General features: G+C 56.1%; 20 protein-coding genes. 17 read left to right on the top strand and 3 right to left on the bottom strand.

The genetic code is table 11. The features are described from left to right. Positions 1-12 precede the first annotated feature (12 nt). The 4 genes from VIJ98_RS12345 (at position 13) to VIJ98_RS12330 (ending at position 5,176) form a co-directional block, all read left to right on the top strand. Positions 13-1,044 carry an ABC transporter permease gene (locus VIJ98_RS12345; RefSeq protein ID WP_091003268.1) on the top strand — a complete coding sequence of 344 codons (1,032 nt, stop codon included), beginning with the start codon at positions 13-15 and terminating at the stop codon, positions 1,042-1,044. Between the two features lie 457 nt (positions 1,045-1,501). After that, positions 1,502-2,419: a nitrogen assimilation transcriptional regulator NAC gene (gene nac, locus VIJ98_RS12340; RefSeq protein ID WP_008109351.1), complete on the top strand. Its 918-nt coding sequence runs from the start codon at positions 1,502-1,504 to the stop codon at positions 2,417-2,419. 156 nt (positions 2,420-2,575) lie between these two features. Continuing rightward, positions 2,576-3,535 carry an HTH-type transcriptional regulator Cbl gene (cbl, locus tag VIJ98_RS12335; protein WP_323274230.1) on the top strand — a complete coding sequence of 320 codons (960 nt, stop codon included), beginning with the start codon at positions 2,576-2,578 and terminating at the stop codon, positions 3,533-3,535. A gap of 183 nt (positions 3,536-3,718) precedes the next feature. Continuing rightward, on the top strand, positions 3,719-5,176 hold the full coding sequence (locus VIJ98_RS12330) for an NAD-dependent succinate-semialdehyde dehydrogenase (RefSeq protein ID WP_323274228.1): 1,458 nt from the start codon (positions 3,719-3,721) through the stop codon (positions 5,174-5,176). Between the two features lie 2 nt (positions 5,177-5,178). On the opposite strand, the gene VIJ98_RS12325 is transcribed toward VIJ98_RS12330, so the two are convergent. Next, positions 5,179-5,361, bottom strand: coding sequence for a hypothetical protein (locus VIJ98_RS12325; RefSeq protein WP_323274226.1), 183 nt, complete (start codon positions 5,359-5,361; stop codon positions 5,179-5,181). A gap of 197 nt (positions 5,362-5,558) precedes the next feature. On the opposite strand from VIJ98_RS12325, the gene VIJ98_RS12320 reads away from it, so the two are divergent. The 12 genes from VIJ98_RS12320 to VIJ98_RS12265 all read left to right on the top strand — a co-directional run bounded on the left by VIJ98_RS12320 (position 5,559) and on the right by VIJ98_RS12265 (position 19,542). Beyond that, the gene (locus VIJ98_RS12320; protein ID WP_154157349.1) at positions 5,559-7,028 is read left to right on the top strand and encodes an aldehyde dehydrogenase; all 1,470 of its coding nucleotides are present in this window, start codon (positions 5,559-5,561) and stop codon (positions 7,026-7,028) included. A 29-nt stretch (positions 7,029-7,057) separates the two neighbouring features. After that, positions 7,058-7,726, top strand: a complete 669-nt coding sequence (locus tag VIJ98_RS12315; RefSeq protein ID WP_061717656.1) for a haloacid dehalogenase type II — start codon at positions 7,058-7,060, stop codon at positions 7,724-7,726. A gap of 14 nt (positions 7,727-7,740) precedes the next feature. Beyond that, the gene (locus tag VIJ98_RS12310) at positions 7,741-9,018 is read left to right on the top strand and encodes an FAD-binding oxidoreductase (RefSeq protein ID WP_154157350.1); all 1,278 of its coding nucleotides are present in this window, start codon (positions 7,741-7,743) and stop codon (positions 9,016-9,018) included. 202 nt (positions 9,019-9,220) lie between these two features. Next, complete coding sequence (locus VIJ98_RS12305; RefSeq protein ID WP_323274222.1) at positions 9,221-10,825, top strand: ABC transporter substrate-binding protein; 1,605 nt, start codon at positions 9,221-9,223, stop codon at positions 10,823-10,825. A gap of 124 nt (positions 10,826-10,949) precedes the next feature. Next, entirely contained in the window at positions 10,950-11,903 is a 954-nt protein-coding gene (locus tag VIJ98_RS12300) for an ABC transporter permease (protein WP_008109594.1), read from the top strand. Beyond that, complete coding sequence (locus VIJ98_RS12295; protein ID WP_008109591.1) at positions 11,903-12,754, top strand: ABC transporter permease; 852 nt, start codon at positions 11,903-11,905, stop codon at positions 12,752-12,754. Before VIJ98_RS12300 ends, VIJ98_RS12295 begins: the two co-directional genes overlap by 1 nt. After that, entirely contained in the window at positions 12,751-14,415 is a 1,665-nt protein-coding gene (locus tag VIJ98_RS12290; RefSeq protein ID WP_154157352.1) for an ABC transporter ATP-binding protein, read from the top strand. The genes VIJ98_RS12295 and VIJ98_RS12290 overlap by 4 nt, the downstream gene beginning before the upstream one ends. 132 nt (positions 14,416-14,547) lie before the next feature. Next, the gene (locus VIJ98_RS12285; protein WP_323274220.1) at positions 14,548-15,393 is read left to right on the top strand and encodes a GNAT family N-acetyltransferase; all 846 of its coding nucleotides are present in this window, start codon (positions 14,548-14,550) and stop codon (positions 15,391-15,393) included. After that, the gene (locus VIJ98_RS12280; RefSeq protein WP_323274218.1) at positions 15,393-16,319 is read left to right on the top strand and encodes a glyoxylate/hydroxypyruvate reductase A; all 927 of its coding nucleotides are present in this window, start codon (positions 15,393-15,395) and stop codon (positions 16,317-16,319) included. The genes VIJ98_RS12285 and VIJ98_RS12280 overlap by 1 nt, the downstream gene beginning before the upstream one ends. Positions 16,320-16,326: 7 nt before the next feature. After that, positions 16,327-17,460, top strand: coding sequence for a M20 aminoacylase family protein (locus VIJ98_RS12275; RefSeq protein WP_323275825.1), 1,134 nt, complete (start codon positions 16,327-16,329; stop codon positions 17,458-17,460). Positions 17,461-17,575: 115 nt separating this feature from the next. After that, the gene (gabT, locus tag VIJ98_RS12270) at positions 17,576-18,892 is read left to right on the top strand and encodes a 4-aminobutyrate--2-oxoglutarate transaminase (protein ID WP_323274215.1); all 1,317 of its coding nucleotides are present in this window, start codon (positions 17,576-17,578) and stop codon (positions 18,890-18,892) included. Between the two features lie 140 nt (positions 18,893-19,032). Continuing rightward, positions 19,033-19,542, top strand: a complete 510-nt coding sequence (locus VIJ98_RS12265) for an Lrp/AsnC family transcriptional regulator (RefSeq protein ID WP_008109584.1) — start codon at positions 19,033-19,035, stop codon at positions 19,540-19,542. 312 nt (positions 19,543-19,854) lie between these two features. On the opposite strand, the gene VIJ98_RS12260 is transcribed toward VIJ98_RS12265, so the two are convergent. Beyond that, on the bottom strand, positions 19,855-22,344 hold the full coding sequence (locus VIJ98_RS12260) for an Ig-like domain-containing protein (RefSeq protein ID WP_323274213.1): 2,490 nt from the start codon (positions 22,342-22,344) through the stop codon (positions 19,855-19,857). A gap of 256 nt (positions 22,345-22,600) precedes the next feature. Then, positions 22,601-25,153: an Ig-like domain-containing protein gene (locus tag VIJ98_RS12255; protein WP_323274211.1), complete on the bottom strand. Its 2,553-nt coding sequence runs from the start codon at positions 25,151-25,153 to the stop codon at positions 22,601-22,603. Between the two features lie 327 nt (positions 25,154-25,480). Between VIJ98_RS12255 and VIJ98_RS12250 the strand changes: the two genes are divergently transcribed. After that, complete coding sequence (locus VIJ98_RS12250; RefSeq protein WP_323274209.1) at positions 25,481-25,927, top strand: GNAT family N-acetyltransferase; 447 nt, start codon at positions 25,481-25,483, stop codon at positions 25,925-25,927. Positions 25,928-25,931 lie beyond the last annotated feature (4 nt).

Genomic DNA, 25,931 nt, shown 5'->3' with positions numbered 1-25,931 from the left:
CGTGAGACATCTATGAGTAACGTAAAAATTACGGCCCCGCAGGCCGCAGATCAGAGTTCTTTCTTTAGCAACTTGCGTCACAAGCTGCCGAAAGACACCGGGATTTTTGTCGTGATGGTGGGCATTGCCCTGATTTTCGAAATTGCCGGTTGGTACGTACGTGATCAATCTTTCCTGATGAACACCAACCGTTTAGTGCTGATTATTCTGCAGGTCGCGATCATCGGTATCATCGCGGTGGGCGTGACCCAGGTAATTATCACCACCGGTATCGACCTGTCATCCGGTTCGGTTATCGCCTTAACGGCGGTTGTGGCGGCCAGTCTGGCGCAAACTTCAGACAGCCTGTCGCCGATGTATCCGTCGCTGGTTAACTTGCCTGCGGTGATACCCATTGTTGCCGGGATTGGCGTGGGGCTGCTGTGCGGCGTGATGAACGGCGTGTTAATCACCAAAACCGGTATTCCTCCGTTCATCGCCACGCTCGGCATGATGGTATCAGCACGCGGTCTGGCGCAGTACTACACGCAGGGTAACCCAATCAGCTTCCTGTCAGATGGCTTCACCTCCATCGGCCAGGGCGCAATGCCGGTGATTATCTTCCTGGTGGTGGCATTCCTGTTCCACATCGCGCTGAAACACACGCGTTACGGTAAATATGTCTACGCGATTGGCGGCAACATGACCTCCGCCAAAGTGTCCGGTATCAACGTTAATAAGTATCTGATCATCGTTTACACCATCGCCGGTGCGCTCTCAGGCCTGGCGGGTGTGGTGCTGGCGGCGCGTGTCAGTAGCGGTCAGTCAAGCATGGGGATGGCGTACGAACTGGATGCCATCGCCGCAGCTGTTATCGGCGGCAGCAGCCTGATGGGTGGCGTAGGACGCATTACCGGTACGCTGATTGGTGCGGTGATTCTTGGCCTGATTAAGAGCGGCTTCACCTTTGTCGGTGTGGATGCTTATGTGCAGGATATTATTAAAGGCATCATCATCGTCGCGGCAGTTTCAATAGATATGCATCGCAACCGTAAAAAGCGCTGAGAGTGTGGTCGCCATAAATGGCGACCCTACAAAAGCTTCGTAGGGTGCGCATTTATGCGCACCTTTTTATTGGCCGCAGATATCCGGGAATAAGTTTTCCAACTGGTTGAATCCGTTCTTTTCCGCTCGTTTGGTTTCATTCCCGCCATTTCTGCTCATTTTCTATGTTAACTGCACCAAGCCAGCTCATCCGGTCATCACTTTTTTGCACGCCTGACTCGCATTTCCTGCCCCATTGCAGTGCAATTTGTTTGATTCTTACTCTTTTTGCGTCATCGCTCGCGCTTATTAACTCCTTCGAGGTAATCACAAACGCTTATTTTCCGTGCCTTTAGGAAAAATCTGGCGATGCAATTTTGCGTCGCAAACAAACCTGGCCTGCATATTGCAACTTCATTTCCACAAGCCAGCAGGCTGAGACGCCCAACCTGGGTATTCGGGGATTGACGGAGGCAACATGAATTTAAGACGACTCAAGTATTTTGTAAAAATCGTCGATATCGGCAGCCTGACTCAGGCAGCAGAAGTGCTGCACATCGCGCAGCCTGCGCTTAGCCAGCAGGTCGCTACGCTGGAAAATGAACTCGATCAGCAATTGCTGATCCGCACCAAGCGCGGCGTGACGCCAACTGAAGCCGGTAAAATTCTGTATGCCCACGCTCGCACCATTCTGCGTCAGTGTGAACAGGCGCAAACGGCAGTGATCAACGCCGGCCAGGCACTCAACGGCCAGGTTTCCATCGGTTTAGCGCCGGGCACCGCCGCATCCTCGCTCACCATGCCGCTGCTGCAGACGGTGCGTGAGCAGTTCCCGGATGTGCTGGTGTATCTGCATGAAAACAGCGGCACCTCGCTGAACGAAAAAGTGATGAACGGCCAGTTGGACATGGCGGTGCTGTACGATCGTGCGCCAACGGCGGGCATCAACAGTATTCCATTGATGAAAGAAGAGCTCTATCTGGTGGGCGCAACGGCGTGTCCGGGTGCGACCGTTGATCTGGCTGAAGTGGCGCAGATGAGCCTGTTCCTGCCACGCGACTACAGCGCGGTACGTAAACGTGTTGATGAAGCGTTCTCGCTGCGTCGTCTGAGCGCGCGCATCATCGGCGAAATCGAATCGATCTCCACGCTTACTGCGGCAGTTTCCAGCGGCATGGGCGTCACGGTGCTGCCAGAATCTGCTGCGCGGGCGCTGGTGAGTTCGACCCATGCGTGGATGGCGCGGATTAACAGTCCGTCGCTGAATCTGCCGCTGTCGCTGAACATCTCGGCGCGTCTGCCGCTGTCGCCATCGGCGCAGGCGGTGAAGAATATTCTGCTGTCGCTGCTGAATAAGCCGGCGGTAGAGGATCGTGAATTGATGTTGGTGGGTTAATCCCGTAGGGTCGCCATTCATGGCGACCTTTTTTATCTTCCTCGCAAAATCTCCCTTATTACTATTCCGCATAACACACCGTTTTTTATTATTTGTTGCGATGACGCCAACTTCATAACATGGACGAAACAGGGGCAGGAATCAGGAGAAAAGGGCGTGAATTTCCAGCAACTTAAAATTATACGTGAAGCAGCCCGTTGCGAGTTCAACCTGACCGAAGTGGCGAATACATTGTTTACCTCCCAATCAGGAGTAAGCCGCCATATTCGCGATCTGGAAGATGAACTGGGCGTGGAAATTTTTATTCGTCGTGGTAAGCGACTCTTAGGCATGACCGAACCGGGCAAGGCGCTGTTGACCATTGCTGAGCGCATCCTTGATGAAGCGGGCAAAGTTCGCCGCTTAGCGGATGTGTTTACCAATGAAACCAGCGGCGTGCTGACTATCGCCACCACGCATACTCAGGCGCGTTACAGCCTGCCGCGCGTGATCAAAGCGTTTCGTCAGCTCTATCCCAACGTGCGTCTCGAACTGAATCAGGGATCGCCGCAGGAGATCGTCGCCATGCTGCTGGCGGGTGAAGCCGATATCGGCATCGCCTCCGAGCAGTTAGTGAATAACAGCAGCCTCGCGGCATTTCCGTGGTTCAGCTGGCATCACTCACTTTTAGTGCCGCACGATCATGAATTGTTGCAGCATCAGCCGGTCACGCTCGCCAGTCTCAGTCGTTATCCGCTGATCACCTATCGTCAGGGCATTACCGGCCGTTCGCGGGTCGATCGTGCTTTCCAGTCCGCCGGTTTACGCCCGGATATCGTGCTCAGCGCGCAGGATTCTGACGTGGTGAAAACTTATGTTGAACTGGGTCTTGGGGTGGGAATTCTGGCCGATCAGGCGTGTGATATTTACGAAGGGGAAGACCTGGTAAAAATCGACACGCACCATCTGTTCGATGCCAACACTGTGTGGCTCGGCCTGAAGCGTGGCCAGTTGCAGCGCAATTACGTTTGGCAGTTCCTGGAGCTGTGTAACGCTAATCTGTCGCTGGAGGAGATCAAACGTCAGGCGCTCTCGTACGAAACCGAAAACGAACCAGCTATCGATTTCCAGATTTGATTCGTTGGAAAAAACCGTACCGATCCTTCGTAGGGTCGCCATTTATGGCGACCTTCCCCCACACAGCATAAAATTTCTTTTCCCGCCGCAAAACAGACACCGACACAAATTCCCTGCGCCAGAAAAACATCCTGCGCTGTCGCGTCACGTTACAGTGAAATGACGAAGATACAGGGGATTGTCATGTCGCGAATTCAACTGAAAGATACGGAATTACTGCGCCAGCAGGCGCTGTTTGGCGGTCGCTGGCAGGATGCGCATCAGGGCGCAACGCTTGAGGTGATCGATCCCGGCACGCAGCAGCCGATTGCCACCATTCCGGCCTTGGGTGCGGCGGAAACCGAGCAGGCGATAGATTATGCCGAATCGGTGCGCGTCAGCTGGGGCAAAACCCCCAACGTTACGCGCGCCGTGCTGCTGGAAAAATGGCATCAGCTGATTATCGATAATGCCGACGATCTGGCGATCATCATGACCGCCGAGCAGGGCAAGCCGCTGGCGGAAGCCAAAGGTGAAGTGCTGTACGGCGCCAGCTTTGTGAAATGGTTCGCGGAAGAGGCGCGTCGTATTTACGGTGACACCATTCCCGCGCCGAGCGACGATCGCCGCATTCTGGTACTCAAGCAGCCGGTTGGCGTGGCGGCAGCAATCACGCCGTGGAACTTCCCGATTGCGATGATCACCCGCAAAGTCGCGCCCGCGCTGGCCGCAGGTTGCCCGATTATCGTTAAGCCGTCGGAGTTAACGCCGCTGTCGGCATTAGCGCTGGCGGTGTTAGCCGAACGCGCCGGTTTCCCCAGCGGCGTGTTGCAAGTGTTAACCGGCTTGCCAACCGAAATAGGCAGCACGCTGACCGCCAGCCGCACGGTACGCAAAATTTCTTTCACCGGTTCCACCCGCGTCGGCCAGCTGTTGATGCAGCAGAGCGCCGACAGTATCAAGCGCCTGAGCCTGGAACTGGGCGGCAACGCGCCGCTGATTGTCTTTGATGATGCCGATCTTGATGTGACCATTCCCGGCGTGATGGCGAGTAAATTCCGCAACGCCGGACAAACCTGCGTCTGCGCCAACCGCATTCTGGTGCAGCGCGGCATCTATGAGCGCTTCAGCGAGCGCTTGCTGGAAGCGGTATCTGCGCTGAAAGTCGGCGACGGATTTGCGCCAGACAGCACCATCGGACCGCTGATCAACGACCGCGCCGTCGAGAAGGTTAACAGCCATATCGACGATGCGCTCAGCCAGGGCGCGACCTTGCTGCGCGGCGGCATCAGCGCGCCAAACGGCACCTTTGTCGAACCCACGGTATTGGGCAACGTCACCAGCAGCATGCGTATTGCACATGAAGAAACCTTCGGCCCGGTAGCACCGCTGTTTATCTTCGACACGGAAGAAGAGGCAATCCGTATGGCGAATGACACGCCTTATGGACTTGGGGCTTATTTCTTTACCGAGAATATTCGTCGGGCATGGCGCGTGGCAGAATCATTAGAATTTGGCATGGTCGGATTTAATACCGGTGCAATTTCATTAGACGCCGCACCCTTTGGCGGAATTAAATTATCCGGCTTAGGTCGTGAAGGATCGCGTTACGGTATCGAAGAGTATTTAGAACAGAAGACGTTTCATATTGGCAGTCTTTAATTTTAACTCGCCCTATTCGTAGGGTCGCCATTAATGGCGACCAAAATAAACAGCGCCGCAACCCCTAGGTTCGCGGCGCTGTTTATTTTGTGCGTCGCGTCATACTTTGTCGCCCATCCCCGTTTTAGTGCAAGTTTCATGCGCATTGCACCGTCGCGACGCACATATTTTGTGAAGTAAATCATCTGTTTATTCCTTCGGCAATTCCGCAAAATTTCGCTCACCAATACGGCAGAAAATTTTTTTGCGCTGTTTTTTACGCATTTTTATTTTTCACTGGGCTGGCATACTTTCTGCATTAGCTTATTAGCGTGACAGAAAAATGCAGTGCAAATCGTTAATTAGCGCGTCTGTGATGGGTGTAACAAATAAGGAATTTTCCATGTTAAGTTTCGACCCTGAAAAAGTTTTACTTCCTGCTGGTCATTATATTGGCGGGCAACATCTTAAAACGGCGGGCGCGCGTTTTGCCGTTAAACGTCCGTCTGATGGCAAAGTCTATGCCGAACTCAGCGAAGCCACGATTGAAGATGTTGATCGCGCCGTCACCACCGCGCACCAGGCGCTGAAAACCAGCGGCTGGAGCAGCTGTGCTCCACGTGCCAGAGGTAAAATTCTGCGTCGCTGGGCCGACCTGATCGAGAGCGATCCGTTACTGGCACAGCTCGAATCGCTGGGCTCTACGCGCCCAATCAGCGACGTAATGCAGCACGAAATTCCCTTCACCGCCGAAGCCATTCGCTTCTACGCCGAGTGCGCCGACAAATACAGCGGCGACCTGTTCCCCACCCAGGAAAGCAGCCTCGGCATGCTGATTGCTGAACCGTACGGCGTGATCGGCGCAATTACGCCGTGGAATTTCCCGCTGTCGATGGCGTCATGGAAGTGCGGTCCGGCGCTGGCAGCAGGAAATGCTGTGGTGCTGAAACCTTCTGAGCTGACGCCGTTTTCCACCGTGCGCATGGCCGAACTGGCGGTGCAGGCCGGATTACCGGCGGGCGTACTGAATATCGTGCAGGGCAGCGGCGCGGTGACCGGTAACGCGCTGGTCACCCATCCGCTGGTGCGCAAAGTCTCCTTTACCGGTTCCACGCTGACCGGCGCTCGCATCATGGGCGACATCGCGCAGCACGGCATGAAACCGGTCACGCTGGAGCTGGGCGGTAAAAGCCCGCAGCTGGTGTTCGACGATGCCGGTGATATCGATGTATTAGCGCAGCGTATTCTGCGCGGCTTCACCGCCAACGGCGGCCAGGCGTGTGTCGCCGGAACCCGTTTGATTGTGCAGCGCGGTATTGCGCAGCCGTTGCTGGATAGATTGGTCGCGCTCTGTCAGCAGCCGCGTCCAGGCGTCACCTGGCAGGAGAGCAGCCGCTATGCGCCGCTGATCGATGAGCGTCAGGGCAACAAAGTGGCGTCGGTAATCGCCGATGCCAAAGCGCAGGGCGCGGAAGTGCTGGTGGGCGGCGAACGCTTTGCCGACACCGCAGAAGGCTGGTTCTGGCAGCCAACGCTGCTGTGCGGCGTTGCCCACGATAATCCGGCGGTGCAGCAGGAAATTTTTGGTCCGGTGCTCACCGTGCAACAGTTTGATGACGAGGAAGAAGGGCTGGGGCTGGCGGCACACGAAACCTACGGCCTGTGCGCGGGCGTGCATACGCTGAGTCTGCCGCGTGCGCTGCGTGCGGTGCGCGCGCTGGAATCCGGCACCGTGTGGGTCAATCGCTATGGCCGCTCCGGCGATTTCATTATCCCGACCGGCGGCTTCCTCGGCTCGGGCATTGGCAAGGATCTGGGACGTCAGGCATTCCAGGCCTGTCAGCGCCAGAAGAGCGTGTTAATCGATTTCTAATTTTGTGTTCTCAACCGCGAGGTCGCTTCATGGCACTGTTTAAACCGAAATTCATCACCTTTGATTGCTACGGCACCCTGATCAATTTTGACATGGCAGGCGCAGCCGAACGCTGCTTCAAAGATCGCGTGTCCGCGCAGGAGATGCTGGCGTTCACCACCGATTTCGCCCGCTACCGTTTTGACGAAGTGCTCGGCGCGTGGAAGCCGTATTACGACGTGGTCAGCGATGCCATTCAGCGCACCTGCAAAAAGTGGGGCGTGGCGTGGAGCCAGGCGGACAGCGACTTTATCTACACCGATTGCGCCACATGGGGCCCGCATCCTGACGTGCCCGCCGGTTTAGCCAAAGTGGCTAAAGAGTTCCCGCTGGTGCTGCTCACTAACTCGATGAACGATTTGATCCCGCATCACGTGCCGCGTCTGGGCGCGCCGATTCATATGACCATCACCGCCGAAGAAGTCGGCGCCTACAAGCCGCAGATGAAGGGCTTCGAGTACATGCTCGACAAGCTGAACTGCGGCCCGGAAGAGATTCTGCATGTCTCCTCCAGCCTGCGTTATGACCTGATGACCTGCTACGACATGGGCATCAAGAACAAGGTGTGGGTCAATCGCGGTCACGATCCGGCCAATCCGGCGTATCAATACACCGAAATCAACGATATCGGCGGTCTGGCCGCTGTGGTTGGACTCTAAGCCCGGAGGCGGCGATGAAACTCGAATCATTCTGGCAAGCCACAGCACCGACCTTTAGCGGCGCAGCCACTGGCGCACTGCCGAGCACCGCTGAGGTGGTGGTGATTGGCGGCGGCTTCACCGGCGTCTCGACGGCGCTCAATCTGGCACGCAGCGGCATCAACGTGGTGCTGCTGGAGAGCGGCGAGGTGATGAGCCAGGCGTCGGCGCGTAATGGTGGACACTGCAATACCGGCGTGGCGCAGAACTTTGCCTCGCTGGTGGAGAGCCAGGGAATCGAGCAGGCCAGCCGCTTCTATCGTGCCTATGACGATGCGGTGAGCTATGTCGAACAGCTGGTGCGTGAAGAGCAGATTGATTGCGATTTTCGTCTGTGCGGCAAGCTGAAACTCGCCAGTAAAGCCTCGCATTTTCCCGGCCTGCGCAGCGCGTGGCAGTTGATGCGCGATACCGTTGATCCGGAAATCGAGCTGATTAGTAAAGATGAGATTCGCCGTGAAGTGGGTAGCGATGCCTTTCACGGTGGGCTGCTGCAGAAGCGTGGCGGCCAGATGCACATGGGCAAGTTTGGAATCGGGCTGGCGGAAGCGGCGGCGCGCAGCGGGGCGAAGATCTTCCCGCATCACGCGGTGACCGGCTTAACGCGCCTCGATGGCTATCGCCACCGCGTCAGCACCGCGCGGGGCGAGATCATCGCCGACAAAGTGATGATGGCAACCGGCGTCTCCAACGAAGGACCTTTCCCGTGGTTCCAGCGCCGCATCGTGCCGGTCGGCAGCTTTATTGTGGTGACGGAACCGCTTGGTGACGAACTGATCAATCAGGTGCTGCCGAAAGACCGCACTTACGTAACCTCACTGAATATCGGCAACTACTTCCGTACCACGTCGGATCGTCGATTGGTGTTTGGTGGGCGCGCGCGCTTTGCGGTGAGCAATCCGACGTCGGACACACGTAGCGGCGACGTACTGCGTGCGGCAATGACCGCGCTGTTCCCGCAGTTGGGCAAGTCGCGCATCGATTACTGCTGGGGCGGCATGGTGGATATGACCGCCGACCGCTTGCCGCACGCCGGTGAACAGGATGGCGTGTTTTATTCGATGGGCTACAGCGGTCACGGTACGCAGATGTCGGTGTGGATGGGCCGCGTGATGGCCGACCTGCTGGCGGAGAAACGCAACGAAAATCCCTGGCAGCGCGACACCTGGCCTGCGCTGCCCGGTTACCACGGGAAACCGTGGTTTTTGCCCCTGGCGGGTTTGTATTACAAAGCCAAGGATCGGTTGTCGTGAAATCCAGGTCGTGCGGTTATCGAAACGGTCGCCATAAATGGCGACCCTACGTTAAGGCCGAGGGTTTTGTAGGGTCGCCATCTATGGCGACCGTGCCGATGAAATCGTGCAGATAACGCGGGTTTTGTAGGGTCGCCATTTATGGCGACCGCCTAAAAGACGAACAACGAAATCAACAACAATTCATATTGAGGGTGTGCAGATGAGTAAATTCGATAAAGAGTCTGACGCTGTAAATCCGGCCTTAACCCGCATGTTGACCGAAGGGTCGATGTCGCGCCGTGGCCTGATGAAGTTGTTGTCTGCCGGTGCCGTGATGAGCAGCGGTTTAATCGCTTTCCCGCAGATGAGTTTTGCGGCAACCACGCCAGTGAAAGGTGGCAAGCTGCGCGCCGCCATGTCTAACGCCTCCGCCACCGATACACTCGATCCGGCCAAAGGCAACAACAGCGGCGATTACACCCGTCAATTCATGGTCTACAGCGGCCTGACCGAACTGGATAAAAGTCTCGCGGTGCAACCGGCGCTGGCGGAATCCATCGACTCCAGCGACGGCATCACCTGGCAGATCAAACTGCGCAAAGGCGTCACTTTCCACGACGGCAAACCGCTGACCGCCAAAGATGTCATCTACTCGCTAAGCCGCCACAAAGATCCGGCGGTGGCGTCGAACGCCTTCAAGCTGGCCGATCAGTTCAAAACCTTCACCGCCGTGAACGACAACGAGGTAACGCTGGAGCTGGCGCAGGCCAACTTCGACGTACCGTTTATGCTCGCCAGCGCGCCGTTCCTGATCGTGCAGGATGGCACCAAAGACTTCAGCAAAGGCATCGGCACCGGCCCGTTCAAGCTGAAAGAGTTCACGCCGGGCGTGCGTTCGGTCGGCGTGAAAAACCCGAACTACTTCAAGCCGGGCCTGCCGCATCTGGATGAAGTCGAGCTGCTGGGCGTCACCGATCAGGCTGCGCGCGTCAATGCGCTGATGTCGGGTGACCTGCACATCGTTTCCACCCTGAGCGCCGCCGACTGCAACCGCATCAAAGCCACCTCCGATTTCGGCGTGCTGGAGAGTAAATCCGGCATGTACACCAACCTGATTATTCGCACCGATATGAAGCCGGGCAGCAACGAAGATTTCGTGCTGGCGATGAAGTATCTGCAGCCGCGCGACATCCTGGTGAAAACCGTGCTGCAGGGTTACGGCGACGTCAGTAACGATACGCCGGTACCGCCGTGGCATCCGCTGTATAACGCCGATCTCAAACCGCGTCCGCTCGATGCCGAAAAAGCCAAATTCCACATCGAGAAAGCCGGTATGAAAGGCGCGACGGTGGAGATTATCACCACGCCAAACATTGAAGGCTCGGTGGAGGGCGGCCAGCTGATCCAGCAGGTTTCGCGCAGCACCGGTCTGAACATCAAAGTGCGTCGCGTGCCATATGACGGTTACTGGTCAACGCACTGGACCAAAGATCCGGTCGGCTACGGCTCAATCAACCCGCGCCCGACGCTGGATATGCTGTTCTCGCAGTTCTATCTCTCCACCGCGTCCAACAACGAATCGGGCTGGAAGAATGAGCAGTTTGACCAACTGGTGGTGGCGGCGCGCGGCGAGCGCGAGCAGACCAAACGCAAGCAGATGTACGGTGACATGCAGAAGCTGATTTACGATCACTGCGGCACCATCATCCCAACCTTTATCAGCTCCACCGACGGTTACAGCAAGAAAGTGGGCGGCGTAGAAGCCTGGCCAAGCGGCATGATGATGGGTTATCGCTTCCATGAATTCGCCTGGCTGAATGCCTGATTGTTCGGCGTGCCTATTTATCCCGGTGCGCATGAATGCGCACCCTACAAAACCGCATCGTAGGGTCGCCATTTATGGCGACCGTTTACCCTGTGCCTGATATTTCTGTACAAGGAGATCGCCGATGAACCGATACATGTTGTTCCTGATTGCCCGTCGCGCAGGCGCAGGCATCCTGACCTTGCTTATCGTCTCGGCGGTGGTGTTCTTTATCACCAGCCTGCTGCCCGGCGATGCGGCGCAGATGATTCTGGGGCAAAACGCCACGCCGGAAACGGTGGCGGCGTTGCGCCAGCAGCTGGGACTCGATCAGCCGCTACTGGTGCGCTACTTCACCTGGCTTACCGGCATGTTGCAGGGTGATTTTGGCACCTCGTTCGCCAGCCATCTGCCGGTATTGCAGCTGGTCGAGCAGCGTATTCCCGCCACGCTGGAGTTAGCCGGCATCACCACGGTGATCTGCGTGCCGCTGGCGCTGATAATCGGCATTGTGGCGGCGATGAATCGCGGTTCGGCGCTGGACCGTTTTCTGGTGATCAGCACCATGGCGACCGTCGCGGTGCCGGAGTTTCTGGTGGCCACGGTGGCGGTGCTGATCTTCGCGGTAAAACTGCATTGGGTGTCGGCGATGTCGTTCGGCAGCCCGGACATGGACGTCATCAGCTACCTCAAAGCCTACGCGCTGCCGGTGTTAACCCTGTGCTGCGTGCTGGTGGCGCAGATGGCGCGCATGACGCGCTCTGCCATCATCAACCAGCTCGACAGCCCCTATCTGGAGATGGCTCTGCTGAAAGGTGTGTCGCCGCTGCGTGCGGTGCTGCGCCACGCGCTGCCGAATGCGGTCGGGCCGATTGCGAACGCCATCTCGCTCAGCCTGTCGTATCTGTTCGGTGGCGTGATCATCATCGAATCGATCTTTAGCTATCCCGGTCTGGCGAGTGCGCTGGTGGATGCGGTGAGCAACCGCGATCTGCCGGTGGTGCAGCTGTGCGTCATGCTGTTCGCCGCCTGTTATCTGGTGCTGCTGCTGGCGGCCGATATCCTCACCATCGCCTTTAACCCGAAATGGAGAAGCTGATGAATACGTTACTGCTGCCTGTACGTCTGTTTCAGTCGCTGTCGCTTTCCGGTCGCATCGGACTGCTGATCTCCCTGTTTTGGCTGCTGATGGCGCTGTTTGGTAACCAACTGGCGCCGCATAACGTCGAAGACATTGGCGGCGGGCCGATGCTCGGTGGCATGACGTCTGCCAACCTGCTCGGCACCGATTATCTGGGTCGCGACATCCTCAGCCGCATTCTCTACGGCGCGAAATTCTCCATTGGCCTGGCGCTCACCGCCGCGCTGTGCGCCAGCATCATCGGCACCTTGCTGGCGCTGCTGGCGGCGGTCGCCGGGCGCTGGCTGGAAGAAGTGCTGGGACGTGTGAACGATGCGCTGCTGGTGCTGCCGGGCAAAGTGCTGTCGCTGATGATTGTTGCGGTGTTCGGTTCTTCGTTGCCGATGCTGATCCTCACCGCCATCTTCACTTACTGGCCGGGCGCGTTCCGTATCGCCTTCGCCATGGCCAGCAGCTTGCGAAATATGGATTACGTGCGTGCCTCGCGTTTGCGCGGGGAAAGCCGCTGGTACGTGGCGATCCACGACATCCTGCCAAACATGGTGCATCCGATGCTCACCGACTTCGGCCTGCGCTTTGTCTATATCGTGCTGCTACTGAGCGGCTTGAGTTTCCTTGGCCTCGGCGTACAGCCGCCGTATGCCGATTGGGGCACGCTGGTGCGTGAAAACATTCAGGGCCTGTTCAACGGTTCGCCAGCGGTGCTGATGCCGGCGGTGGCTATCGCCAGCCTGACCATTGGCGCGAATCTGTTTATCGACAGCCTGCAGCAGATGCGTCCGTTGACGCTGGCGAAGGAGGGAGCATGAACGTGACGCCACATACCGCCATGCCGGTGATCTCGGTGGAGAACCTGCGCGTAACGGCGCAGACCGACAAAGGTGAAGAGATCGATCTGGTTTCCGATATTCGTTTCACGGTGCAGAAGGGCGAAGTGCTGGCGCTGATTGGTGAATCTGGCTCCGGCAAAACCACCATTGCGATGGCGCTGATGGGCTATGCGCGCCACGGCTGTCGCATCGCCGACGGCAATATTCACATGGCGGGCACCGATGTGCGCAGCCTGTCGCCGGGCCAGCTGCGCGAGTTTCGCGGCAACAAAGTGGCGTACATCGCGCAGAGTGCGGCGGCGTCGTTTAATCCCGGCATGCGCATTCTCGATCAGGTGATTGAGCCGGTGGTGATTCACGGCACCATGAAGCGCAAAGACGCCAAACAGAAGGCGATTGCGCTGTTCCGCGAACTGGCGCTGCCCAGTCCCGATACCATCGGCGACCGCTTTCCGCATCAGGTTTCCGGCGGTCAGCTGCAACGTTTAATGACGGCGATGGCGCTGATTGGCGATCCGGATGTGGTGATCCTCGACGAACCGACCACCGCACTCGACGTGACGACGCAGGTGGAAGTGCTCAAAGCGTTTCGCCGCGTTGTGGCGCAGCGCGGCGTCACGGCGATTTACGTCAGCCACGATTTAGCGGTGGTGGCGCAGATGGCCGACCGCATTCTGGTGCTGCTGCGCGGCCAGATGGCGGAATACGGCACCACCGAACGGCTGATTGGCGCACCGCAGGCGGAGTACACCAAGCTGCTGATGGATGCGGCGCGGCAAAAAGAGCGCCCAAGCAGCTGGACCTGCGCCGAAGCGGATATGCAGCCGCTGATGGAAGTGCGCGATCTCAGCGCCGGTTACGGCCCGCGCGATAGCAACGGCCAGCAGAAAATCCGTATTCTCGAAGACATCAATCTGAAGCTGTGGAAAGGCCAGGCGATTGGCATCATTGGCGAGTCTGGTTCAGGTAAAACCACGCTGGCGCACGCCATTGCCGGACTCAACGCGCCAAGTCACGGCCACATTCTGTTTAACGGCCACTACATTAATGGCGACATGCATAAGCGCCCGGACAATGAGCTGCGCCGCATTCAATACGTGTTCCAGATGGCCGATACCGCGCTGAATCCGGCGCACAGCGTCGAGCAGATTCTGACGCGTCCGCTGGTGTTGTTCCATGGCTTGAAAGGCGCAGCACTGAAAGCGCGTCTGCATCAGCTGCTGGATCTGGTGAAGCTGCCGCGCACCGTGCTGTGGCGGCGTCCGTGGGCGCTGTCTGGCGGACAGAAGCAGCGTGTGAATCTGGCGCGCGCGTTGGCGGCCGAGCCAGATTTGATTCTGTGCGATGAAGTGACATCTGCGTTGGATACCGTGGTGGCTGCAGCGGTGCTGGATTTGATCAGTGAGTTGCGCCGCGAGCTGGGATTGTCGGTGCTGTTTATCAGCCACGATATGCACGCGGTGCGCGCGGTGTGCGACGATATCGTGGTGATGAAATCCGGCAAGATCGTTACGCAGATTGCCCGCGCCGATTACGATAAGCCGACCAGCGAACTCTATTTCGAACGCCTGAAACGCGCCGTGCCTGAGTTGCGGCAAGGTTGGCTTGATGAGCACGAAGAGGTGTTAAAGGCGGAGTGAATGCCAGGTCGCCATAAATGGCGCCCCTACAACCGCACAGAACCCGCAGGGTCGCCATTTATGGCGACCATCAGCACATGCACAGAACCCGTAGGGTCGCCATTTATGGCGACCTCACTAGCAAGGAAAACCATGATCACACTACGCGCAATGACGCAAAACGACATCGAACACGGCTACGCCATCACCCAACAGCTCAAGTGGCCGCACCGCCGGGAAGACTGGCAGCAGGCGCTGGCGCTGGGTGAAGGCGTGGTCGCTGAAGAAAACGGCGAATTTGTCGGCAGCGCCTTTGGCTGGCGCTGGGGCGAGCAGGCGGCAACCATCGGTTTGGTGGTGGTGAATCCGCAGTTTCAAGGCCGTGGCACCGGCAAGCAATTAATGCTGGCGCTGCTGGAGAAATTCCCCGACTACAACATCCGCCTGCACGCCACAGAAATGGGCAAAGGGCTGTACCAGAAGCTCGGCTTTGAGGTCACTGGTCATATTCAGCAGCATCAAACGCGCGAGCTGGCGGCGGTGCCAACTGTCACTATTCCAGCCGGTTTAACGCTGCGTAACGCACAAGCCGCAGACGCCGATCTGCTGATCGAACTCGATCATCAGGCGCACGGCATGTGGCGTCCGGCACTGATTCACAGCCTGATTACCGATTTCCAAACCGTGCTATTGCAGGATGCCAAACAGCGCGTGCATGGTTTTGCCAGCCTGCGCCGCTTCGGTCACGGCTGGGCGATTGGTCCGGTGATCGCGCTGAATGTCGACATCGCGCAAACGCTGATTTCCGCCTTGATGCAAGGCCTGCGCGGCGAGTTCGTGCGTATTGATACCGATGGCGCGCTGCCGCTGGCGAGCTGGCTGGAAACCCTGGGCCTGGCGCAGGTGGATGCGCCCACCACCATGATTCGGGGAACGCCGTGGTCACCGCAACAAGGTGAGATGCAGGCGTTCGGGTTGATGACCCAGGCGATGGCCTGATGCATATCGTATACAAATCAGAAGCCACGCGCGGCGCGCACTGGCAGCGCTGGCTGGCGCAACATGCGCCGGATATTCAGCTGCACATCTGGCCGGATATCGGCGATGCCGAGCAGGTTGAACTGCTGGTGGCGTGGCAGCCGCCGGAAAATCTGATGAGCACCTTTCCGAATCTCAAAGCGCTGTTATCGGTCGGCGCGGGCGCGGATCAGTTTGATCTCAGCCAACTGCCGCCGGATTTGCCGGTGGTGCGCATGATCGAACCGGGACTAACGCAAGGTATGGTCGAATACGTCACTTTCGCGGTGCTTGGCTTACATCGCGATATGCCGCGCTACTTTCAGCAGCAGCGCGATGAGCAGTGGCAAACTCACCCGATTCGTACCGCCAGCCAGCGCCGTGTTGGCGTGATGGGGTTGGGCGAGCTCGGTCAGGCTTGCTTAAAACAACTGGTGTCGCTGGGTTTTGATTGCGCTGGCTGGAGCCGCACGCCCCACGAGTTTGCTGGCGTGCATTGCTGGCACGGCAGCGATCAGCTGGGTGATTTCCTCGCGCATAGCGACATTCTGGTGTGCCTGCTGCCGCTCACCGACAGCACGCGCGGCTTGCTCAATGCGCAGCTATTCGCGCAGTTGCCCGACGGCGCAGCGCTGGTGCAGGTGGGACGCGGTCCGCAGCTCAACGAAGCGGATCTACTGACAGCGCTGGCAAGCGGCAAACTCAGCGCGGCGGTGATTGATGTCACCGATCCCGAGCCGCTGCCCGCTGGACATCCGTTCTGGCAGCATCCGGCCATTTGGCTGACGCCGCACATCGCTAGCGCAACACAAACCGACAGCGCCGTCGCCGCGCTGCTCGACAATCTGCGCCGCTATCAGCGCGGCGAACCGATGGTCGGCCTGATCGATCGCAACCGGGGATACTGAGATGCAACTGGAACAATTAGTCGCGCTGCGACGGGATCTGCACGCCCATCCCGAGCTGGGTTATCAGGAGCAGCGCACCAGCGACATCGTGGCGCAGCTGTTGCAGGAACACGGTATTGAAGTGCATCGCGGCCTCGGTAAAACCGGTGTGGTCGGCGTGCTGAAACGCGGCAATGGCACGCGCATGATTGGCCTGCGCGCCGATATGGATGCGCTGCCGATGCAGGATAACGGCAATCAGCCGTGGAAAAGCGTGCACGATAATGTGTGCCATGCCTGCGGCCATGATGGTCATACCGTGATGCTGCTGGGTGCGGCGATTGAACTGGCCGAGCAGGGCGATTTTGACGGCACGCTGGTGTTTATCTTCCAGCCTGCCGAAGAGGGATTGGCGGGTGCGAAAGCGATGATCGATAGCGGCCTGTTCCAGCAGTTTCCCTGCGATGCGGTGTTTGCGCTGCACAACTGGCCGGAACTGCCGCTCGGCGAAGTGCAAACGCGGCCCGGCGCGATTATGGCGGCGGCGGATCGCTTCGATATCACCGTCAAAGGCGGTGGCGGGCATGCCGCGCAGCCGCATTTAACGCGCGACACGTTGCTGGCGACCAGCGAACTGGTGGTGCAGCTCAACACGCTGGTGGCGCGCGCGCTCGATCCCTGCGAACCCGGCTTGCTTAGCGTGACGCGCATGCAGGGCGGTTTCTCGCACAACATGATCCCGGCAGAAGCCAGCATCACCGGCACGGTGCGCACCTTCAGCCCGGCGGCGCAGGACATCATCGAAAACCGTCTGCGTGAAATGGCGCTGCACGTCACCGCCGCACACGGCTTGCAGGCGGACGTGAACTATCTGCGTTATTACCCGGCCACGGTGAATAACGCGGCGATGGCGCAGCTGGCGTTAGACGCGCTGGATCAGGCTGGTATTCACGCACAGCAGGCCAAACAGCCGGCGCTCACCTCCGAAGATTTCGCCTTTATGTTGCAGGCGCGTCCCGGCGCCTATCTGTGGATTGGATCCGCGCCGAGCCAGCCGCTGCATCACTCGGCCTACGACTTTAACGATCAGCTGATTCCGCACGGCATCCAGACGCTGACGGCGCTGGCGCGGCATGCGCTGGGTGCAGAATTTCCCTGCTGATTGGCGGTGGATTTTGACAGGAAATGCCGCTGCCCGCTGGATTACGGCAGCGTGAGAAACCAACAGGTTGCGATACTTGAGCCATCCGAACGTTACGTGGAAAGGGGTTTTAAAAATGCAGAATGTCATGGCGGAGCAGCAAACATATTCCGATAACAGCCTGTTACTCGACGCGCGTGAGCAGCATGTGCCACGTGGCGTCATTACTGCGCATCAGTTGGTGATCGAGCGGGCGAAAGGCAGCGAAGTATGGGACGTTGAGGGCAATCGCTATCTCGATTTCGTCGGTGGCATCGGCGTGCTCAACGTCGGGCACAACCATCCGGCGGTGGTCAACGCGGTCACCAAACAACTCGGTTTAGTGTCTCACGCCTGTTTCCAGGTGGTGGCGTATCCGGGCTACATCGAGCTGGCGAAACGCCTCAATGCGCTGGTTGGTGGCGGTGAAGATTTCAAGAGCGTGTTCTTCACCAGCGGCGCGGAAGCGGTAGAAAATGCTGTGAAGATTGCGCGTGCCCACACCAAACGCAGCGGCGTCATTGCCTTCGACGGCGCGTTTCATGGCCGCACATTGCTCGGTACCACGCTGACCGGCATGTCCGCGCCGTATAAACAGAACTTCGGCCCGTTCCCATCTGATATCTATCGTTTGCCATTCCCGAATGCCTTTCACGGCGTGAGCGATGATGACTGCCTGAAAGCGCTGGATCAGCTGTTCGCGGTGCAGATTGCCCCAGAACGCGTGGCGGCGGTCATCATCGAACCGGTGCAGGGCGATGGCGGCTTCCTGCAGGCTGGCGCTAACTTTATGCAGGCGCTGCGCCGCATCACCGAGAAGCACGGCATTGTGCTGATCCTTGATGAAGTGCAAACCGGCTTTGGTCGCACCGGCAAGATGTTCGCTTTCCAGCATCTCGGCATCACGCCGGATCTGGTGACGGTGGCGAAAAGCATCGGCGGCGGTTTGCCGATCTCAGGCGTGGTCGGTAAAGCGGCGATCATGGATGCGCCACAGCCGGGCGGTTTAGGCGGCACTTACGGCGGCAACGCGTTGGCCTGTGCGGCGGCGCTGGCGGTGCTGGATCTGCTGGAGAACGACAATCTGCTGGCGCGATCCAATCAACTGGGCGAGCAGCTTAATGCGCGCCTGCAACAGCTGGCCGAGAAGTACGCTTGCATCGGCGATGTGCGCGGCATTGGTTTTATGCAGGCGGTTGAGATCGTCGATTTCGAGACCAAAAAGCCGGATGCGGCGATGACGCAGAAAATTCTCGACTGCGCCTGTCAGGAAGGTTTGCTGCTGATTAAGTGCGGTATTCATCGCAACACCGTGCGCTTCCTCGCACCGCTGGTCACCACCGATTCGCAACTGGAAGAAGCGCTGCATATCTTTGATATCGCGCTGGCGCGCGCCAGTGGTCGACTGGGTTAAAAAGCGCTTCCTCATTGAAATTATTGCAGTAATTTTAAAACCTCCCGCTGGTATAACCAGTTAACGAGATAGCACATTTACCTTAAAGCGTGTTATATCTTCGGGAGGTTAAACCTAATCGGTTGGCAATGAGGGGTGCTATGAACGGCTTAATGAAACTCGACCGCATCGACATCAATATTCTGGTGCAACTCCAGAAAGATGGCCGTATCAGCAACGTCAATCTCGCCGATGCCGTTGGGCTTTCGCCCAGTCCGTGCCTGCAACGCGTCAAGCGTCTTGAACAGGCCGGATTTATCAACGGTTATGAAGCCCACATCAATCTCACCAAAATCACCGATTCCGTGACGGTATTTACCGAAGTTACGCTCTCTGGCCATCGCCGCGAAGATTTTATGAAATTCGAGAACGCGGTGCGTGAGGTGGATGAGTTAATGGAGTGCCACCTGATCACCGGCGGTTATGACTATTTGTTGCGCTTTATTACCCGCAGCATTGAACATTACCAGGAAGTGATTGAGAAGATGCTGGATGCGCAGATCGGCATCGATAAATACTTCAGTTATATCGTGATTAAATCACCGATTATGAAAAGCAGCGTGCCGCTGAGATCGTTAATTTCTAAACAGAATTCGGTGGAGTTCGGTTGAGTTATTAATGTGTCTGGAATAGAGGTCGCCATAAATGGCGACCCTACGAATGTTATTTACGCGGTTTTGTAGGGTCGCCATTCATGGCGACCTGGCATAAAACCGCGCGCAGAAATAAACCCTCGCACATCCCGTAACGGCGCAATTTATTGCGCAATTCATCTGCGGGCACGATATGTAAACCATTAAATCCAAACCGCGCGATTAATCGCGCCGCTACGGAATGTGCGGTTTGTTATTCGGACAAAAAAAACCACCGTAATAACACGGTGGCCTGAATTTAAATCGCAGAACGGATTAATAATTTAACCATTAAACCAGTTCAGTTTTCACACCGTGCTGCACCAGCAGTTCAGCGTCATCGCCGTGGCTGTAGACATTATATTCCACGCCCGCAACGGTCACGGTGCCATCCTGATGCTGCCATTCGCTGATATCACTGCCTTCCGGCAGAATATCTTTAAGCTGCACCACATCGCCTTCGTTGCCTTTTACCAGCAACTGCGTTTTACCGTCTTCAATAAACAGATCTTTCTCGCCGTGCTGCAGCAGGGCATTGAGATCGAGCTTCAGAATATTATCGCCGCTGCCGGTAATGTCGATAATTTCAATTGATTCAATCGGGCTATTCTGCGCGGTCAAATCGAGAAGCTCTCCTGAACCTGTAAGTTGCAGGGTGTTGATCTTATCTTCGCTGCCGTTGATTTTCTGACTCGCTAAATCATCTGCACTGTATAACTGATGGATGCTGTCATCATGATTTAGTAATTGAGCTGACTGAGGTTGTTCTTCATTTGTTGAATATACTCCATTACCCCACTGTATCCAGTCAATTGCGGTGCTTGCACCTGATGTTGTTTTAATTTCTACAAAATGTATGTCTGCGCTTTTTGAAGTAAAGCTAAATGTGTGGTAATTTGGATAACTTCCCTCTAGGTTGTTTATATTTAAAGTCCCGATTACGGATTTCGTTGCACTTAAAAATCTCACAAGTCCAATTGAAGGAGTGCCTCCTTGTAATGAAGAAATTTCAAATTTGTTACTAGGTGAAGGGATTTCTAACGTTACCTTGCTATCAAGGTTTACATTTAAAAGGCTACCACTATAAAATCCGGATTTATTTCCTACTTGTCCTTCCCAGCCTTGTTCATTCATCACTAATTTTGCGCCAGAAGTTAAATTATAGATTTTCCCTTTTTCAAAATAACTATGAGCATAAGTGAAATTTTCCATTCCATTTGAAGGCTGCACGATACCGCTATCAATTTTCAAATTAAATGCATCACCCCAGCCACCGGTTGAGGTTTTGCTGGTCTGGAAATCCCAGTTGCCGTAAGGCAGTGCCGGTGAAGGGGTCAGGGTCCAGTCGCCTTTTGAATCCGCTTTTGTGCTGTAAATTGTGTTGGTTGTGCCGTTGGTCGCACGCAGATAAACGATGCTGTTGGCTTCGGCCTGGCCGTTGAGGGTTGGCGTGGTGTCGTCGGTAGTATCACCGTTTGCCAGCGCCTTGGGCGTGCCCATATCGTCATAACCGTCGGTGATAACCGGGTTAAAACCGTCGCTGCCGGTGATGCTCAGTGAGAAGGTGTTCGACCAGGCGTTGTGACCCTGCGGCTGAACCTCAAAGCTCCAGTTACCGGCCGGCAGGCCTGATGCTGGCGTCCACATCCATTTACCGCTGCTGTCGACATCGACAACAACGGTATTCGCGAGCTGCCCAACCTGTGCGAATCGCAGCACCACTTTGCCGTTGGCTTCACCGCGGCCGCTGAAGGTTGGCGTGGCGTCATCGGTTATCGCGCCGCTGCTCAGTTCGCCCTGCCAGGCACCGAAGTCATCCTTCACCATTTCAATGCGGGTTTTACTGGCGATGTCAGCGGCGGTGGCGATATCCAGCGTGAACAGGCTGCTGCTGAAGCCGCCGATGCTGGCCTGGAACTCGTACTCGCCGTAAGCCAGCGCGCTGCCCGGCGTCCAGCTCCATTCGGTGCCGTTGACCGTCGCGGTGGCGCTGCCGGTCCAGGTGCTGCTGCCCGCCAGACGATAATAAACGGTAACCGTGTTGCCAGCAGAAACGTCGCCGCGCAGGGTTGGCGTGGTGTCGTCGGTCAGGGCACCGCTGCTGAGTTTGCCCATGTAAGTGCCGACGTCGTCGAGGGCTTCCTTAATGGTGATGGTGTTTGGCGGCAGAACGGACGCGTCTTCACCAATCACAATGGTAAACTGCGCAGAAGGCGAGCCCGTACGGGGCACGTTAGCAAACGTCTCTTCAGCAACCAGTCGCAGATTATTCGTGCCGTCTTCAAGGTCCTGCATCGGCTCCATCTTCCACACGCCGGTGTCTTTATCCGCGACGGCGCTGCCGATTTTCTCATTCTTGTCATTGAGCAGGTACACGGTGGCACCTTTCTGCGCAACGCCGGTCAGCGTCGGGCGTTTGTCATCAGTAGTGGAGCCAGGATCGAAGCTGCGCTGTTCAGCACCCTGATCGTCATACAGGTTAATCAGAACAGGTGCTTCAGGCGGCGTGGAATCAATAACAATCGTGGCGAGTGTTGGCAGTGAGATATTCCCGGCCCTGTCAATCTGACGCAGCGAGAGGCTGTAGTTGCCATCGGCATACGGCGTGGTTGCCTCCCAGCGCCAGAAGCCATTTGCATCAATCGGGATCAGGAAGCGGTCGGTGCCGATAACCAGCTCCATCGTGCCTTTCTCGGCCAGTGGTTCAGTGTTGCCAAAGACTAAATTGCCGTTGGCTTTTTCGATATAGGTGGTTTCGGTGCGTGCAAAGAGCTCAATCATAAGAATATTCCATTATATGTTTTTAACAGTACTGTCCGTGTCCTGGCGGTGCAGTAACGCAGCCCTCCACAACACAGTGCTGAAGGATGTTAAAGTAACGGGTAATAAGGGCGTTCAAGAAAGGTCTGCAAAGAAAGTGCCGGAAATGAGACAGGGAAATTACGGTATATGCAGCTTGTTATCAGGAAATAAAAAGCCACCGCAATAAATACGGTGGCCTGAATTAAAAACACAGAATGGATTGGTTATTTAAATATTAAACCAGTTCAGTTTTTACACCCTGCTGCACCAGCAGTTCAGCATCATCGCCGTGGCTGTAAACGTCGTATTCCACGCCCGCAACGGTAACGGTGCCATCCTGATGCTGCCATTCACTGATATCGCTGCCTTCCGGCAGAATATCTTTGAGTTGCACCACATCGCCTTCGTTACCTTTTACCAGCAACTGTGTTTTACCGTCTTCAATAAACAGATCTTTTTCACCGTGCTGGAGCAGGGTGTTGAAATCCAGCTTCAGCGTGTTGTCGCCGGTTCCTGTGATATCGAAGATTTCGATGGAGTCGACTTTGCTATTTAATGCAGTGAGATTAAGAAGCTGGTCTTTACCGGTAAATTCCAGTGTATCGGTTTTATCTTCGTTACCTATGATACTAGTCTGGCCGAACTCTTCGGCACTATCGAAATAGATAATTCCGTTGTCTTCTAATTCATTGAAAAGCTGAACGTTTACATTCTTTATACCCCAGTGGAAATTATCAACTAAAATTTCATTAATACCAGAGTTCTCAATGTAGAAGTAAGAGAAAGTACTACCTTTAGTTAAAGCGCTGGCAGGAATATCCTCCTCAGTGAAAGTATTCAATCCGGGCTTTAGGGTGAGGTTAAAATATCTTTTTTTTGTAATATCTTTTCCTACAGCTAACCAGGATGAGAGGCTTTTTGTTTCTGTAAGAGAGGGGTTATAAATTTGCAAGCTAAAGCTATCAATAGCACTAACAAATGGCTTTTCAAAAGATGAGTAGTCCGCAGAACCAAAAACAAAAGCCTCACCAGTAGTTAATTTTACAGCCCATTCTCCCAGCGAAGACTCGCCAAGTTGAGCTGTAGAAACCATCTCGACAAATGGTTTCAAAGCTCCAGGAGCATTGAAAATTGAGAACCCGACATTCTTAGTTATATCGTTGTTAAGCCAGATGCTTGTATTATATCGCAATCCATCTTCAAAATGTTCGAAATCAACGTCACCCTCATTATCACTCTGCAGAATTGTCAAATTAAATGAGTCTCCCCAACTGCTGCTCGAATTTTTTTTAACCTGAAATGCCCAGTCGCCCAATAATAAATTAGCTGATGGCGTCCAGGTCCAGTTGCCTGCAGTATCGGCGGTGACGCTGTAAACGGTGGAATTTGTGCCGTTAGTCGCACGCAGATAAACGATGCTGTTGGCTTCGGCTTGTCCGTTAAGGGTTGGCGTGGTGTCGTCGGTGGTATCACCGTTTGCCAGCGCCTTAGGCGTGCCCATGTCGTCGTAACCGTCGGTGATAACCGGGTTAAAACCGTCGCTGCCGGTGATGCTCAGTGAGAAGGTATTTGACCAACTGGCGTGACCCTGCGGCTGAACCTCAAAGCTCCAGTTACCGGCCGGCAGGCCTGAGGCTGGCGTCCACGTCCATTTACCGCTGCTGTCGACATCCACAACCACAGTATTCGCAAGCTGCCCAACCTGTGCGAATCGCAGTACCACTTTGCCGTTGGCTTCACCGCGGCCGCTGAAGGTTGGCGTGGCGTCATCGGTTATCGCGCCGCTGCTCAGTTCACCCTGCCAGGCACCAAAATCATCCTTCACCATTTCGATGCGGGTTTTGCTGGCGATGTCTGCGGCGGTGGCGATATCCAGCGTGAACAGGCTGCTGCTGAAGCCACCAATGCTGGCCTGGAACTCATATTCGCCGTAAGCCAGCGCGCTGCCCGGCGTCCAGCTCCATTCGGTGCCGTTCACCGTCGCGGTGGCGCTGCCGGTCCAGGTGCTGCTGCCCGCCAGACGATAATAAACGGTAACCGTGTTGCCAGCAGAAACGTCGCCGCGCAGGGTTGGCGTGGTGTCGTCGGTCAGGGCGCCGCTGCTGAGTTTGCCCATGTAAGTGCCGACGTCGTCGATGGCTTCCTTAATGGTGATGGTGTTTGGCGGCAGAACGGACGCGTCTTCCCCAATCACAATAGTAAACGGCGCAGATGGCGTGCCCGCACGGGTCACATCCGCAAATTTCTCTTCAGCGACCAGACGCAGCGCATTGGTGCCGTCTTCAAGGTCCTGCATCGGCTCCATCTTCCACACGCCGGTGTCTTTATCCGCCACGGCGCTGCCGATTTTCTCATTTTTGTCATTGAGCAGGTAAACCGTGGTGCCTTTCTGCGCAACGCCGGTCAGCGTCGGGCGTTTGTCATCAGTAGTTGAGCCAGGATCGAAGCTGCGCTGCTCTGCACCCTGGTCGTCATACAGATTAATCAGAAGAGGGGCTTCCGGCGGCGTGGTATCAATGCGCAGGGTGCGCAAGGTTGGCTGGCCAACGTTACCGGCGCGGTCCTTGATGGCAATCGAGACGCTGTAATCGCCATCCGGCATCGCTTCGGTCGCGACCCAGGTAAACTTGCCGGTTACTGGATCAACCGGCAGTTCGAAAAATTTACCGCCAACGGAGACCAGCGCGACGATGCCGGTTTTGCCTTTCTCGCCGGAATCGCCTGGAATGGTGGGAAGAGAGGTTGCTCTCTCGATATATGTGGTACCGGTGTAGTCAAGAATATTCATCGATAAAGGTCCTTCTATTAATCACTTACGTTAAAAAGTATTTTTTTTGCATGTTCAGCCACACGCTTAGGCGTGCACTCAATCCAGCGAGGCCGCAGGAAAGTTAATCGAAGTTGTTAATTAGGCTGACGAGAACGGTCTCAAAGCGGATTAGGTATGGGCTATTGCAGCCATAAAATGAAACTGACCAGTGATGCGCCAGCACCACAGCATAAAATTTCATTCCGGTGGCAAAATCGCTGCATCCTGCGCGTTAGCGGCCGTGCTTCAGTTTTCATGGTAAAACCAACCCTCTTACACTGATTTCAACCGATACAAGGAGTTGTCATGAATGCTCTCAATATTGCTGACCACGAATGGCAGCGCGATGCCTTCACGCTCTCAACCGAGCGCGCCAGGCTGGATTTCGATTACATCCACCAACAGCTGACGGAAAAATCGTATTGGGCAAAAGACCAGCCGCGCGCCAAAACCGAGCGCGCCTTTGCTGGTTCATTGCCGTTCGGCCTGTATCACCAGGATCAGCAGATCGGCTTTGCAAGATTAGTAACGGATTACACCCGTTTCGGCTGGCTGTGCGATGTGATGATTGATGAGAACTGGCGCGGTCACGGATTAGGCAGCTGGCTGGCAACGTGCGTGCGGGCGCATCCAGAGCTGGCAACGGTGCACCGCTGGATGCTCTCGACCAATGATGCGCATCCGCTCTATCAGCACCTCGGCTGGCGCGTGGTGCAGGATGCAAACAAATTGATGGAATTTCCTCCCTCCTGACACT

It is taken from the genome of Pantoea sp. S18, assembly GCF_045689705.1.
GTDB lineage: Bacteria > Pseudomonadota > Gammaproteobacteria > Enterobacterales > Enterobacteriaceae > Pantoea > Pantoea symbiotica.
This window is presented reverse-complemented; position numbering and strand designations above follow the sequence as displayed.